Source organism: Sphingomonas sorbitolis, from assembly GCF_036663875.1.
Taxonomy (GTDB): domain Bacteria; phylum Pseudomonadota; class Alphaproteobacteria; order Sphingomonadales; family Sphingomonadaceae; genus Sphingomonas.
Genome location: NZ_JAXOJS010000001.1, coordinates 505198 through 519901, shown reverse-complemented (window position 1 = coordinate 519901; position 14704 = coordinate 505198). Strand labels below are relative to the sequence as shown.

Genomic DNA, 14704 nt, shown 5'->3' with positions numbered 1-14704 from the left:
TAAATCGAATTAGCATATAAATGATCTAAATCATTCGCTAGGCGCCGCTGACGATACGGTAGTGGCGTGGCCGCGCACGATATCCAAGAGTGAACCGCAGGCGGTCCGTAAGGATCAGACCCGCTGGAGGAGAGTGTGATGAAGCGTTCCAAGATTAGCGTTGGCAGCATCAAGGGTCTGAGCACGACCGTGTCGCTGCTAGCACTCGTGATAGTCGGTTCGGTAGCGCAGGCGCAGGTCGCGGCACCGCAGGATGGCGCGCCCGCGCCGGTTGCGGATGCTCAGCAGACCAGTGGTACTGCCGCCCCGAGCGCCGATCAGGGCCAAGCAGTCGATACCGCCCCCGTCGCCGCAGAGGGGGGCGACGACATCGTCGTGACCGGCGTCCGTGCGAGCCTTCAGTCCGCCCAGAACATCAAGCGCAACTCGGCGCAGATCGTCGACTCGATCGTGGCCGAAGACATCGGCAAATTGCCCGACCGCAACATCGCCGAAGCCCTGCAGCGCATTTCCGGCATCCAGATCCAGCGCAATTTCGGCGAGGGCAGCTCGGTCGCGATCCGAGGGCTCACGCAGGTCCGCACCGAGCTGAACGGGCGCGACATTTTCACCGCGAGCGGCTCGAGCAACGCGCTGAGCCTCGAGGACGTGCCGTCCGAGCTGCTTGCCGGGATCGACGTCTACAAGAACCCGTCGGCGGACCTGATCGAGGATCAGCTCAGCGGCACGATCAACTTCCGCACGCGCAAGCCGTTCGACTTCGACGGCTTCAAGATCTCGGGTTCGGCGACCAACACCTATTACGATCTGATCAAGAAGAGTCAGCCGGCCGCATCGCTGCTCGTCAGCGATCGCTGGAATACCGGCATCGGCGAAATCGGCATCCTTGCCAGCGCGTCGTATCAGAAGACCAATTTCCGCCAGGACACGATCTCGACCGAGCCGTTCTACACGCTCGACGAGAGCAATCCCGGTGACGCCGCCACCGCAGCGCTGCTCGGGCGGACCGGCCAGACTACGACGCTGCCGCATGGCACCGGGATCGGCGAAGTGTTCGGCGACCGCCGTCGCCTCGGCATCGACGTGTCGCTCCAGTGGCGTCCGACCGACACGCTTGAGTTCACCGGCGAGGTGTTCCGCAACGATTACAAGCTGCGGTCCTACGGCTACAGCTATTTCGCGTACACCAGTGGGGCGTCGATCACCCCGCTGGCCGGCGCGCCGTTCACCTATGCACCGAACGGCGATTTCCAGAGCGGCACGTTCACCAACGTCCCGATCGGCAACAACACCTCGCTCGGTTCGCGGCATTCGGTGACGACCGATTATTCGCTCAACGGCAAGTGGAAGCCGACCGCCAACCTGACGATCACCGGCGATCTCCAATATGTCGATTCCAAGACCGACAACCTGAACTCGATCGTCGGATTGAGCGGCGTCGCCACCACGTTGACGCAGGACATCTCGGGCGAGATCCCGTCGTTCCAGATCGCGTCCGCCGATGGCCTCGCGAACCCCGCGACCTACAGTAACGGCTTCTACCTGGATAACCTCAACAACTCGAAGGGTACCGACAAGGTCGGCCGCCTCGACGGCGAATATCGCTTCGACGGAGGTATCCTGAGCTCGATCAAGGCGGGCTTCCGGTTCGCAGATCGTCGCAACCGCACCAGCGATACCGGCTATCGTTATACCGGGCTGACCGGCGCTGCGACAAATCTCCGTTATGTCGACCTCGGCGGCTTCTTCCGCGGCCAGGCCGATCTGTTCGGCGACATCCAGGCGTTCTCGCTGCCGACCGTCCTCGACTACGACGCCACGCGAGCATCGCTCGGCATCGCGACCACGCCGAGCTATGTCCCGAGCGGGACCAACACACAGGCGCAGAAGACCTATACCGGCTATGCCGCGGCGTTCTTCAAGGCGGACGACCTGCCGGTGCCGATCGACGGCAACATCGGCGTGCGCGTGGTCCAGAGCAAGGTCGCGGTCTCGGGCTTCTACCAGCAGGTCGACCTGATCACCGCGCCCGACGGCACTCAGTCGACCGCGGCTCCGACCTTCACCGAGGTCAACGAGGCGACCAAGTACACGTCGGTTCTGCCGAGCCTCAACGTCCGTGGGCGTCTGACCGACCGGCTCCAGCTGCGTTTTGCCGCGTCGAAGAACATCTCGCGCCCGAACTTCAACCAGCTCAACCCGAGCCTGACGATCACCGAGCCCGGCACCGCGCAGATCGACCAGCAGCATGTGACCTCGACCGGCAATCCGAATCTCAAGCCCATGAAGTCGACCAATTTCGACGCCTCGCTCGAATGGTATTTCGCCAAGAGCGGATCGCTGACAGTCGCGGGATTCTACAAGGATATCTCGAACTACATCCAGACGGTCATCACGCCGCGTGACGTAACCTTTACCGACGGCGTCACCGCGACCTACGACGTGACCACCTACAGCAACGCCGCCAAGGCCAAGGTGAAGGGTGCGGAAGTCGCGTATCAGCAGTTCTTCGACTTCCTGCCGGGTCCGCTCGCCGGCCTCGGCGTCCAGGCGAACTTCACCTATGTCGATTCCGAAGCGCCGAGCCCGGCCAGCGACGGTCCGGTGACGCAATTGTCGCTCGAAGGGCTGTCGAAGTATAACTACAACCTGATCGGCATCTACGAGCGCGGGATCGTTTCCGCCCGCGTCGCTTATAACTGGCGCAGCGAGTTCCTGGTGACGACGTCGGCCAACGGCACCGGCAACCTGCCGCAGTTCCAGAAAGCGTCGGGGCAGCTCGATGCGTCGGTCACCGCCAACGTGACCCCGCATCTGTCGCTGACGCTGAACGGGACCAACCTCACCAACACGGTGCGGTCGACCTATTACGGCATCACCACCCGGCCGCGCGATTCGATCATGAGCGACCGCCAGATCAGCGGCGTGGCGCGGATCACCTTCTGATCCGGCAACGCTGGACGTCAGGGCTGGGCTCGATCTTCGGATCCGGATCAGCCCCTGGCGGGCAGGGAATGATAGACACGGTTATGACAGAGCCGCTGGCTTCGGATACGCAAGCGTAAAGCATGGCCGCTATATGCGCGCTTCGGAGGGGGAAACGATGAAGCAGGACCAGCCGACGACTCGGATCAGCCGCCGCCTGTTTCTTGCGAATAGTGCAGCGCTTGGCGCGGCGGTAGGTCCGGCTCAAGTCGCGCGCGCCACAGTGCGTTCCGCCGAACCCGATGCGGGGGCACTGCCTATGCCGGCGACGCGCGATGCTCTGCCGCTACGGGCGCCGGTCGAGGATCCGGGCCGGCTGCTGCTCGACGGCGGCTGGCGGTTTCATCTCGGCGACATACCGATGCCCGAGATTCGCGGGCATGGCTGGTCCTACAACAGCGCGAAGGCCGGACAGGCACAGGGTGCCGCGGCCCTATATTATGACGATTCGGACTGGCCCGAGGTCGCCTTGCCGCACGATTGGGCCATGGCGATGCCCGTTGCCGAAAGCGCCAACGTGTCGCAGGGTTATCGCCGCCGCGGTTTCGGCTGGTATCGGCGCACGTTGCGGCTCGATCCGCAGGATCGCGGTCGGTATCTCGAAATCCAGTTCGGCGGGATCGCGACGAACGCGACGATCTGGTTCAACGGATCGGTCGTGGCGCACAACTGGAGCGGCTACAATTCGGTGTATGTCGATATCACCGACCTCGCACGCTATGGCGACGACCTGAACACGATCGTCGTGCGCGTCGATGCGCAGACAATGGAAGGCTGGTGGTACGAGGGCGCAGGGCTGTACCGCCACGTCTGGCTGGTGAAGCGCGATGCCACATACATCACCACCGATGGTATCCATGCCGATCCGCGCCGCGGACCCGACGGCGCATGGTCCGTCCCGGTCACCTCGACGCTCGGCAATATTGGCAAGGACGCGGCCGCGGTCACGATCGAAGCGACGCTGATCGATCCGGACGGCCGCGTGACCGCGACGCAAACCGCCGGCGGGACGGTGCCGTCGCTCACCCCGGCCGACGTTGCGCTTACTCTCCCGGTCACGAGTCCCCGGCTTTGGTCGGTCGAGACGCCGACGCTCTACACGCTGCGGGCCAGGCTGATCCGCGCGGGAAAGACGGTCGACGAGCGGACGCTTCGGATCGGCTTCCGGACGCTGCGGTTCGATGCCGCGACCGGGTTTTATCTCAACGACCGCCCGCTCAAGATCAAGGGGACGTGCAACCACCAGGATCATGCCGGCGTCGGTGTCGCGGTGCCCGATGCGCTGTGGGACTGGCGGCTCCGGCGTCTGAAGGATCTTGGCTGCAACGCAATCCGGTTTTCGCATAACGCGATCGCGACCGAGGTGTTGGATGCCTGCGATCGCCTGGGTTTTCTGGTGATGAGCGAGAACCGCAACTTCAACACCAGCCCCGATTATATCGCGCAGCTGCAATGGCTGGTCCGACGCGATCGCAACCGGCCGAGCGTCATCATGTGGTCGGTCTTCAACGAGGAGCCGATGCAGGGCACGCCCGCCGGCTATGAAATGGTCCGGCGCATGTCGCGGACCGTCAAGGCGCTCGACGACAGCCGCCCGGTGACCGCGGCAATGAACAGCGGGATGTTCGCCCCCGTCAACGTCAGCCAGGCGGTCGACCTGGTCGGCTTCAATTATCAGCGCGACCAGTATGACCGGTTCCACGCCGCCAATCCGACGCTGCCGATGATCAGTTCGGAGGATACGTCGAGCTTCATGACGCGGGGCGCGTGGAAGACCGACCGTGCCGCCCACGTCATGGCATCCTATGACGAGGAACCGGCCGACTGGGGCAGTACGCACCGCGCCGGCTGGAAATCGATCGCCGAGCGCCCCTTCGTCGGCGGGACGTTCGTGTGGACCGGGTTCGACTATCACGGCGAACCGACACCGTTCGAATGGCCGTCGGTCAGCAGCTATTTCGGGATCATGGACCTGTGCGGGTTTCCCAAGATGGCCTTTTATCTCCACCGCGCGCAGTGGATCGACGACGTGCCGCTGCTGGACCTGATGCCGCACTGGAACTGGCCGGGCCGCGAGGGCCAGCCGGTCAAGGTGATGGCGCTGACCAACGTCGATACGGTGCGGCTGCTGCTCAACGGTACGGTGATCGGCGAGCAGGCGGTCGATCGTTTCACGATGCCGCAGTGGCAGGTTTCCTATGCGCCGGGGCGGCTGGAGGCGATCGGCTATCGCGGCGGGCGCGAGGTCGTGCGCAGCGTGGTCGAGACGACCGGCGCGCCGGTCGCGCTTCGGATCACGCCCGATCGCCGTGTGATGGCCGCCGATGGCGAGGACGTGCAGCCGTTTACGATCGATGCGGTCGATGCGCGCGGACGCCATGTGCCGACCGCCAACCTCCCCGTCGCGTTTGCGGTGACCGGGGGCACGATCATCGGGCTCGGCAACGGCGATCCGATCAGCCACGAGGCCGAGCAGGGTGACAGGCGAGCGCTGTTCAACGGCCTGGCGCAGGTCATCGTGCGCGCCGAGCAGGGCGGGGCAGGGGCGCTGTCGCTTAAGGCGACGTCGGCCGGTCTGCGCAGCGCGACGACTACGGTCCGCCTGCTGGCAACCGCACCCCGGCCGAGCGTACCGACCACCGCAGCGACGCTCATGCTGCAGGACTGGCGGCAATCGCCCGCGTTTGCGACCCGGCCATCGCCCGATATCGTGCTCGCGGACAACGACATGAACAGCTGGCTGTTCGTGCGCGCCGGCGAGGTCCAGGCGGCGCAGGGTCAAGGGACCTGGAGCGTGCTGCGCGCGAAGGTCACGCCGCGTCGGCCGGTGCGGGAGCGCGGCGGTAAGCTGGTCTTCCAGGGCGTCGTCGGTCGTGGCGAAGTCTGGGTCGACGGCAAGCGCGTCGGGACGAAGGCCGGGTTCGCACCGGCGACGGTCATCGTGCCGATGCCTGCGGGCGAAGGCGAACGGATCGTAACGGTTGTGCTGGAAAGCAACGGCACGCAAGCGTCGGGGCTGGGGGGCATCGTATTCGTAGAGGAATGACGCGGTGAGCGTGCGTGCGTCACGCCGATAGCCGGTGCGGAACGCAAGTATTTCGGTGTCGATCGGCAGGGGATTTCCGGTCGGCGCCGCTTCGACAGAAAAGGATTCAGTGATGGTTCGTATGAAGAAAATGCTCGCGGGCTTGGCTCTTTCCGCATCGTTGATCGCCGGCATCGCGTCGGCACAGACGACGACTGAGGTACCGCGGATCGTCACCAAGGGCGGCCGGCATGCGCTGATGGTCGATGGGGCGCCGTTCCTGATGCTCGGCGCGCAGGTCAACAACAGCAGCAACTATGCGTCCGCATTGCCGCAGATTTGGCCGATGCTCGACCGGATGCATGCGAACACCGTCGAGATCCCGATCGCCTGGCAACAGATCGAGCCGGTCGAGGGCAAGTTCGACCTGTCGTTTCTCCAGACACTGCTCGATCAGGCGCGCGCGCATGACAAACGCGTCGTGCTGCTCTGGTTCGGGACGTGGAAGAACACCTCGCCCGGCTACACGCCCGACTGGTTTAAGGCCGATAACAAGCGTTTTCCCCGGATGAAGCTGAAGGACGGCACCGATCATTATGTCCATTCGCCGATGTTCCGCGCGACGCTGGAGGCGGACAAGCGCGCGTTCGTCGAGGTGATGAAGTACCTCAAGGCGCATGATCCGCAGAACACGGTGATCATGGTCCAGCCCGAGAACGAGGTCGGCAGCTATCGCTCGCCACGCGATTACGGCGCCAAGGCCAGTGCGGTGTTTGCCAAGCCGGTGCCCGCCGAACTGGCGAAGGCGCTCAAGAAGCCGGGCGGAAGCTGGACGCAGATGTTCGGTGCGCAGGCCGACCGCGCGTTCAACACCTGGCATACCGCGCGGTTCGTCGATGAGATCGCGGCGGCGGGGAAGGCGATCAAGCCGCTGCCGATGTACGTCAACGCCTCGCTCGCCGGACCGTCGAACGTGCCTGACCCGACCGGCGTGGCAAGCGGCGGTCCGCAGCAGGACGTGCTGGATATCTGGAAGGCGGCGGCGCCCGCGATCGATTTCCAGGCGCCCGACATCTACGATCGAGATGCCGCCCACGTCGCGCTGTACCTCGACGCCTATGCGCGCCCCGACAACGCGCTGATGGTCCCCGAGATCGGCAACGCGAAGGAATTTGCGCGGTTCTTCTACGCGGCGCTCGGCCGCGGCGCGATCGGCTATGCGCCGTTCGGCATGGATGAGACCGGGTATTTCAATTACCCGCTCGGCGCGAAGGCGCTCGACGACGAGACCGTCGATGCGATCGGGCTGAAATACGCGGCACTGTCGACGATGGCGCGCGACTGGGCGAAGATCGCGTTCGAACATCCCACCTGGGGTGTCGCCAAGCCTGACGAAAGCGCGGGGCAGGCCGCAGTCCAGTCGGTCACGATGGGCGACTGGACGATCGGCACCAGCTATGGCGAATGGCAGTTCGGGCAGAAGGACTGGACGTGGATCAAGTCCGAGCCGCCGGTCTGGGCGAAGGAGCCAGTCGGCGGTGTCGCGGTCGCGCATCTGTCGCCGAACGAATTCCTAGTGGTCGGCGATCATGTCCGATTGAACTTCGGGACCGCGAAGGGTGGCCCCGCGAACGGCTCGGTATTCCGCGTCGAGGAGGGCCGCGTGGTCGACGGACGCTGGGTGATGAGCCGCATCTGGAACGGCGACCAGACCGATTACGGCATCAACCTGCTCACCCCGGTCATTCTTAAGGTGACGATGGGGCGCTACAAATAGCGATCGCGGCGCCGCTGATCGTCGCGCGGGGACTCGCTGAACGCTATCCGCTTTCTGGTGCTGCCGGCAGGTCAGGCAGCACCAGAAGCTGACGCGTGCGTCTGGATAGCCGGGCACGGCGCGGCTTTCAGACGAAAGCAGATGGGAAAATATCGCGTCCGTCGCCTGAACGCCAGCGGGGCGGAGAGAGGGATCGACGGCAAGGCTAGGGCCCCTGCCGTAAGCGTTAACCTTGCGTGAAGCGCCCTAGAATGCCATATCCGGCATGGATAGTCGCCGCTTACCATAGACATGGCGACACCCAGACATTCCGACGACAGATTAGGCGAGGACTTGGAGCATCAGCTGTGCTCGGTCGTCGGCCTCGTGCTGTCGGTTCCGTTTCACACATGCTCCCGACGATAACCAGGTGATGGACGATCGCCTTTCGCCGTTTGACCGGTGAAAAGCGCGCGAGGCCAGCCGCAACGAGAAGGTAGCATGGTGCCGCGCGACATGAACAACGATAACTCACATTCCACGACCATTTCGGCCGCAGATCCGGCCGGTGCCGCGGCAGGCGTAACGCGGCGCGGCCTACTCGGCTCCGCGATCGGCGCGGGCGTCGTTGGCGGGGCTTCGATGCTACCGCTGGCGCAAGCCGATGCCGCGACGACCGAGCGCAACGTCGACGTGCTGCTGGTCGGCGGCGGCATCATGAGCGCGACGCTCGCGGTGCTGCTCCGCCAGCTCGAACCGACCTGGACGATCGAGCTGATCGAACGCCTCGACAAGGTCGCCGAGGAGAGCTCGAACGGCTGGAACAACGCCGGTACCGGCCACTCGGCATTGTGCGAGCTGAACTACACGCCGGTCAACGCGGCGGACGGACTGGTCGAGATCAAGAAGGCGATCGAGATCAACTAGCAGTTCCAGGTCACGCGCCAGTTCTTGAGTCATCAGGTCAAGGCCGGGATGCTCGCCAACCCGCGCTCGTTCATCAACTCGACGCCGCACATGAATTTGGTGTGGGGCGACGCAAACGTCGAATTCCTGCGCAAGCGCCATGCCGCGTTGCAGGCGAGCCCGCTGTTCTCGGGGATGGAATTTTCGACCGATCGCAAGCAGATCGCACAGTGGGTGCCGCTGATGATGCAGGGCCGCGACCCGACGATGAAGCTCGCCGCGACGCGCTCGCCGCTCGGCACCGATTGCAACTGGGGCGAAGTGACGCGCCAGTATATCAAGACGATGACCGCGCAGCCGGGCTTCACGCTAACCACCGGGCATGAGGTCCGCTCGCTCGAACGTAGCGCCGACAAGAGGTGGCGCGTGACCGCGCGCGACATGAAGAGCGACCAGAAGCAGATCATTAACGCGCGCTTCGTGTTTGCGGGCGCGGGCGGCGGCGCGCTGCCGATTCTGCAGAAGTCGGGGATCCCCGAGGCCGACGATTATGCCGGCTTTCCGGTCGGTGGGTCGTTCCTGGTAACCGAGAAGCCCGCGGTCGCGCAGGCGCATCTCGCCAAGGTGTACGGCAAGGCTGCGGTCGGTTCGCCGCCAATGTCGGTGCCGCATCTCGACACGCGCTATCTCGACGGCAAGCAGGCATTGCTGTTCGGGCCGTTTGCGACCTTCTCGACCAAGTTCCTCAAGGAAGGCTCGTATTTCGATCTGCCGGCGTCGGTGACGCTAGACAATTTCCGGCCGATGATCGCGGTCGGCTGGGACGATTTCGACCTGGTCGAGTATCTTGCGGGCCAGCTGATTATGTCGGATGCCGACCGGATGACCGCGCTGCGCGAGTATTTCCCGGGCGCGAAGGATGGCGACTGGCGCCTCTGGCAGGCGGGCCAGCGCGTGCAGATCATCAAGCGTGATCCCGAGAAGGGCGGCGTGCTGAAGTTGGGCACCGAGATCGTCGCGTCGAAGGACGGCTCGATTGCCGCGCTGTTGGGGGCATCGCCGGGGGCGTCGACCGCGCCGTCGATCATGCTCGATCTATTGAAGAAGGTGTTCCCGAACCATCTCGCAACCGCGGCGTGGCAGGGCAAAATCCGCGAGATCGTGCCGAGCTATGGCACCGCGCTGAATGATAATCCGGAAGCGATCGCCAAGACCTGGGCTTCGACGGCCGAGACGCTGCAGCTGACGGTGCCGTCGCCTGCGGTGTTTGTCGCGACCCAGCCGAAGCCGGCGGCAACGCGGGTGAAGGTGGACCGGAGCCCTGATCTGGCGCTGTAGTGCGCGGAACGGTCCAAGCACGCACCTCACGTCATCCTGACGAAAGTCAGGACCCAGAGCCAAGCAGCGCTGTCCTTGGTATCCCTGGGTCCTGACTTTCGTCAGGATGACGGAGGGGTGGCGGCACAATCCAGCCAAAAAAAAGGGCGCTGCCGGTCGAACCGGCAGCGCCCTTTTTCGTAGTGGTCGCGGCTGAGGACCCGCCGCGACCTTGCGTTCTTACACGCGGCGACGGGTCGCTGCGGTTGCGCCGAATGCAGCGGCGGCTGCACCGATCAGGAGCGCGATCACGATCGTGAACGACGTCCCTGCAGCAGCACCGGCAGCCGTGTCGGTGGCCGACTTGGCGGTTGCGATCGCCTTGTTCTTGCTCTGAACGAACTGCGCCTTGGCGCGGGTCACCTGGGCCTGGGCTTCCGGTCGGCTGATCTTGCGCTGCGCTGCGATGATGTCGACGATCCGGCTCTCGGCACGGGCGCCATCCTGGCCACCAGCGGCGAGCGCGGGCAGTTCCTGGGCGATTTCCTTCTGCGCCTGCTCAGGCGTCATCTGTGCGGGATCCGACGGTGCGGTCGAGAAATACTGCGCCGCTTCGTTGCGCACGTCGCTGACGTCCACACCGGCGACGTCCGCCACCTTGGGAGCCGCCGCGCCGATACCGGTGCCGGCTGCCGAGGCGACCGAACCGACGGTGCGGAAGGCGCCGCCGACGATGCCGCCGACTGCCGAGGTGAGCAGGTACAGCGTCAGAATCAGCGTGACGCCCCACACGACCAGGCCGTGGACCAGACCGTCGAAGCGGTCATGGACGCCGGCGACGCGTGCTGCGGTGTAGCCGCCTGCGCCGAGCGCGATGACCGTGGTGATCAGCCAATAGATGCCCGCGCCGATGCCGAACCCGGCTGCCCCCGGCGTCGTGCCCTCGACCGGATCGACCATGCTGAGGCCAATCCCAGTGCCGAGGATGCCGAGCACGAGCTGAACCGCGATCGCGAGGACGACGCCTGCGAAGATCGCGCCCCAGGATACGCGGGTGACGGACTTGCCGTAGCGTGCGTCTTCGGCCGGCACGTAGCCGGTGGTATTGTTGATCATAAACACTCCTGTTGAAACGAAAATCTGTCGGTCGGCGTCAGTGCGCGCCGTCCTTTTGCCCCGTGCGCCTGCGTCCCGATGTCGGACGGGAATCAGGCTTCGGCTCAGGGGAAGACTTGGTACGCGGTGGCGCTGCCTTGGCGTCGGCCCCATCGGCCTCGCGCGCGCCGGCTTCGCTTTCGCTGGCCCCGCGCTGCGTGACACTGGTATCGCCGATCAGCTTGCCGATCGCCTCCTGTACGGAGCCCTTGGCCTGCCGCGCGCGGCCCTTGTCGGTGTCGCGAGTCATGCGGCGACCTCCTTGATATTGGGAATGACGACCGAGTCCCCGTCGAACCCTCGTGCACGCGCCCAGGCCGCAGCGGCGTTGCGACGGTTGACGCCGATCTTCGAATAGATCCGCGCGACATGGTTGCGCACGGTGTTGGCCGAGACGTCGAGCGTCCGTGCGATCGACTTGTCGTCCAGCCCGCGGCAGATCAGCGCCAGCACCTCGCGCTCGCGCTGCGTCAGTTCGCCGAGACCGACACCGGTCGTTTCGGCTTGCGGTGTACGGATCCGCGCGAGCTTCTCCATGATCGAGCGGCTGAGCCAGCTCGTATCCTGCATCACCGCCTCGATCGCGTTGACGAGTTCGCGCTCCGACGTTTTTCGCGTGGTGATGTCGCGCATCGCCCACAGCACGCACTTCTCGTTCTCGAGCATGATCGGCTCGGTCGAGACGATGCCGTCGATCACCGTGCCATCCTTCAGCTTGATCCGGACCTCACGATCGCGGATCGGGCGACCTGCCGCGATCTCGTCCTCGAGTTCGTGACGTTGTGCCGCAGTTTCCCATAATTCGACATCGCCGAGCGGCGTGTCGGTGATGTCCGATGCGGCATAGCCGGTCAGCTCGGTGAACGCCGCGTTGACGTCGCACAGGCGATGACCGTCGAGCGTGCCGATCGCCAACGCGACGGGGGCGAGCGAGAAGGTCCGCATGAAGCGTTCCTCGCTCTGGCGCAGCGCGGTCTCGGCCTTTCGACGCGGCTCGAGATCGGCGAAGGTGAACAACATGCAGGGCTGATTGCCCATGTCGATCGGCTGACCCGCGACGATCACCAGCTTCGACGTTCCGTCCGGCGACGCCAGTTCGGCTTCCATCTGCGGGATCGTCCGACCCTCGGCGAGGCGCTCCTTGGCCAGATCGCGCTGCTCGGCGCGTTCGAGCACGTCGATGTCGTACACGGTCCGCGCAAGTATGACCTCGCGCGCGTGCCCGGTCATGTCGACGAACCCCTGGTTCACCTTTACGAACCGCAGATCGCATAGGCGACAGATGACCGCAGGCGCGGGGTTGGCGTTGAACGACTGTTCGAAGCGATCCTCCGCCTCGAACCGTGCCGAAACGTCCTGGATGATCATCACCAGGCATTCGGGCTCGTCATGATCGTCGGTCAGGACCAGGCTGCGAACCTGATGGACCCAACGCGGTTCCGCTTCGCCCGCGACCGCCACCTCGACGACCACCTCCGAAAATGCCTCGCCGGAAACGACGCGTTCGATCGGATAGTCGGCGTTATCGAGGCGGTGGTTGTTGCGATACCGCAGCTGAAACCGGTCGCGATACTCGTCGACCGTCTCACCGAGCTCGGCCATCGACTCGACGCCGTGCATCCCGAGGGCAGCGGTGTTCGCCCACAGAATGCTCTGATCGGGATCGATCAGGATGACGCCCTCGTCGAGCCCTGCGATGATCTGACGCAAATGCATCAGATCGGCAGAGTCGCGCAGCGATTTCAAGGCGGTCCGGGTCGCCAAGGTCTCAGTCGCGCGAACCGTGGACGAGCCAGGCGAGGCCGTAACCGACTGCCGCTGCGCCGAGCGCCCAAAGCAATGGTGCGTCATTGGCAGAGTCCTGTGCGGTCTGCGCACCGCGGCGTGCGACATCCGCAGCGCGATCGGCGACGTCACGCGCGTCATGGCTCAGCTTGTCGGCGAGCTCGGGGGCGCCATCGACGATGTCACCGACCGCCGACTTGGCGCGACCGTAGAGGTTCTGCGCGCCGCCCGCGACTTGATCGACGACACCATCGACCTGCCAGTCACGGCTGCCAACCACATCGCCCACGCCCTTTTCGACCTTGCCGCCGACATAGCGCGCGCCGCCCTGGAATTCGTCCTTGTTCATGGTCATTACCTTTGCTTGAGGTCTCGCCGACGCACGTCACCAGTCCCGTCGCGATTGGAGCGACGAGGGCCGATGACGGACTGCCGATAGAGCTTCGTCAAATCTTGCCAGGACCGGCCGCAACGATACGTCCGGTGTGGACGGATAAACCCCGTCCCGGTCACTAGGTTCCTGGTATTTCTAACGAATTTCCTAAGCGGAATGTACCAGCTCAGGACAATGCACGGGCGTGATACAGCTTTGCAAAGCGCAAATGGATCGATCGCGTACTGTCGTCGGTGGCCATTTGCGCACGATGTTCGTGCCACTGCGCGCGGCTCAGGAAATAGGGCTTGTCACCCTCGCCGACGGATTGGGTGTAGTTGGTCTCGTCTAGCGTCACGCTTGGCATCCATCGCAATGTTGCGCCTTTATACCCGGCCTGACACGCCGCGCGTGATCGGGAAGGACTAGGCCATAGGGTGTTTTGGACAGTCCCGCAGACCATCGTGCCAACTTGCGAAAGGCGATTGGCGCGCCCGGAGGGGTTCGAACCCCCGACCGAGGAGGTAGAAGCTCCTTGCTCTATCCAGCTGAGCTACGGGCGCGCGCTACGGCGACGACTAGCCCGGATTGTGCGGGCTTGGAACCTCGATCATAACGCGCGAATGGAAAATGGAACGGGCATTGGGAATGCGCGCGAGCGGGGGCTCGAACCGGTCGACGCGAATGCGGTCGGCGGCACGCACTTTCGCTATTTCGATTTCGTGATGGCGGCGTTCGTCACGATCCTGCTGCTGTCGAACGTGATTGGCGCGGGTAAGCGTGCGGTGATCGACCTGCCGTTCATCGGCGCATGGCCGTTCGGCGCGGGCATACTCTTCTTCCCGGTCAGCTATGTGATCGGCGACGTCCTGACCGAGGTGTACGGGTACGCGCGGGCGCGCCGCTGTATCTGGGCAGGGTTTGGCGCGATGTTGTTCATGGTGTTCATGTCGGCGGTGGTCGTCGCCTTGCCGCCCGACAAGGGGTGGACGGGGCAGGCGGCGTACGAGTCCGTCTTCGGTCAAGTGCCGCGGATCGTGTTCGCGTCGATCTGCGCGTTCTGGGTCGGCGAATTCGCAAACAGCTTCGTGCTCGCGCGGATGAAGATCTGGACGCAAGGGCGGATGCTGTGGACCCGGACGATCGGCAGCACCGTGGTCGGGCAGGCGTTCGACAGCCTGATCTTCTACCCGCTCGCGTTTTATGGCGCACCGGACTGGCCCGTCGAGGCGATGCTGATGGTGATGGTCAGCCAGTTCTTGCTGAAGGTGTCATGGGAGGTGCTGCTGACGCCGCTGACGTATGTGGCGGTGGGGTGGCTGAAGCGGCGCGAAGGGGTGGATGTGTACGACCGGGGGACGGACTTCTCGCCGTTCCGGACTCGGGTTTGAGGGCTTATCCC

9 protein-coding genes, 1 tRNA gene and 1 pseudogene are annotated in these 14704 nt (G+C 64.5%); 5 read left to right on the top strand and 6 right to left on the bottom strand.

The genetic code is table 11. The features are described 5' to 3' along the window. Positions 1-138: 138 nt before the first annotated feature. The 4 genes and pseudogenes from U1763_RS02145 (at position 139) to mqo (ending at position 10010) form a co-directional block, all read left to right on the top strand. The gene (locus U1763_RS02145; RefSeq protein WP_332753890.1) at positions 139-2946 is read left to right on the top strand and encodes a TonB-dependent receptor; all 2808 of its coding nucleotides are present in this window, start codon (positions 139-141) and stop codon (positions 2944-2946) included. 157 nt (positions 2947-3103) lie between these two features. Next, positions 3104-6031, top strand: a complete 2928-nt coding sequence (gene galA, locus U1763_RS02140) for a beta-galactosidase GalA (RefSeq protein WP_332753889.1) — start codon at positions 3104-3106, stop codon at positions 6029-6031. Between the two features lie 112 nt (positions 6032-6143). Next, positions 6144-7787 carry a DUF5597 domain-containing protein gene (locus U1763_RS02135; RefSeq protein ID WP_443026869.1) on the top strand — a complete coding sequence of 548 codons (1644 nt, stop codon included), beginning with the start codon at positions 6144-6146 and terminating at the stop codon, positions 7785-7787. 480 nt (positions 7788-8267) lie between these two features. Beyond that, positions 8268-10010, top strand: a pseudogene (gene mqo, locus U1763_RS02130) (malate dehydrogenase (quinone)). Between the two features lie 219 nt (positions 10011-10229). On the opposite strand, the gene U1763_RS02125 reads toward mqo, so the two are convergent. The 6 genes from U1763_RS02125 to U1763_RS02100 form a co-directional block, all read right to left on the bottom strand. Next, positions 10230-11105 (bottom strand): hypothetical protein, encoded by an 876-nt coding sequence (locus tag U1763_RS02125; protein ID WP_132897050.1) that lies wholly within the window; start codon positions 11103-11105, stop codon positions 10230-10232. A gap of 37 nt (positions 11106-11142) precedes the next feature. Further along, complete coding sequence (locus U1763_RS02120; RefSeq protein ID WP_207894213.1) at positions 11143-11394, bottom strand: CsbD family protein; 252 nt, start codon at positions 11392-11394, stop codon at positions 11143-11145. After that, a complete protein-coding gene (locus U1763_RS02115; RefSeq protein WP_332753888.1) occupies positions 11391-12860 on the bottom strand; it encodes a PAS domain S-box protein in 1470 nt (489 codons plus the stop codon). The genes U1763_RS02120 and U1763_RS02115 overlap by 4 nt, the downstream gene beginning before the upstream one ends. Positions 12861-12912: 52 nt before the next feature. Beyond that, a complete protein-coding gene (locus U1763_RS02110) occupies positions 12913-13278 on the bottom strand; it encodes a CsbD family protein (protein ID WP_332753887.1) in 366 nt (121 codons plus the stop codon). A gap of 211 nt (positions 13279-13489) precedes the next feature. Continuing rightward, positions 13490-13660: a hypothetical protein gene (locus U1763_RS02105; protein WP_332753886.1), complete on the bottom strand. Its 171-nt coding sequence runs from the start codon at positions 13658-13660 to the stop codon at positions 13490-13492. A 128-nt stretch (positions 13661-13788) separates the two neighbouring features. Then, positions 13789-13865: transfer RNA gene (locus tag U1763_RS02100), tRNA-Arg, on the bottom strand. Positions 13866-13925: 60 nt separating this feature from the next. Between U1763_RS02100 and U1763_RS02095 the strand changes: the two genes are divergently transcribed. Beyond that, entirely contained in the window at positions 13926-14693 is a 768-nt protein-coding gene (locus tag U1763_RS02095; RefSeq protein ID WP_132897048.1) for a queuosine precursor transporter, read from the top strand. The last annotated feature ends 11 nt before the right edge of the window (positions 14694-14704 follow it).

Excerpts from the sequence above, each read along its gene's own strand:
- U1763_RS02115 (WP_332753888.1), bottom strand. The coding sequence starts at position 12,860 with ATGCATTTGCGTCAGATCATCGCAGGGCTCGACGAGGGCGTCATCCTG.
- galA (WP_332753889.1), top strand. The coding sequence starts at position 3,104 with ATGAAGCAGGACCAGCCGACGACTCGGATCAGCCGCCGCCTGTTTCTT.
- U1763_RS02110 (WP_332753887.1), bottom strand. The coding sequence starts at position 13,278 with ATGAACAAGGACGAATTCCAGGGCGGCGCGCGCTATGTCGGCGGCAAG.
- U1763_RS02135 (WP_443026869.1), top strand. The coding sequence starts at position 6,144 with ATGGTTCGTATGAAGAAAATGCTCGCGGGCTTGGCTCTTTCCGCATCG.
- U1763_RS02145 (WP_332753890.1), top strand. The coding sequence starts at position 139 with ATGAAGCGTTCCAAGATTAGCGTTGGCAGCATCAAGGGTCTGAGCACG.
- U1763_RS02120 (WP_207894213.1), bottom strand. The coding sequence starts at position 11,394 with ATGACTCGCGACACCGACAAGGGCCGCGCGCGGCAGGCCAAGGGCTCC.
- U1763_RS02125 (WP_132897050.1), bottom strand. The coding sequence starts at position 11,105 with ATGATCAACAATACCACCGGCTACGTGCCGGCCGAAGACGCACGCTAC.
- U1763_RS02095 (WP_132897048.1), top strand. The coding sequence starts at position 13,926 with ATGGAAAATGGAACGGGCATTGGGAATGCGCGCGAGCGGGGGCTCGAA.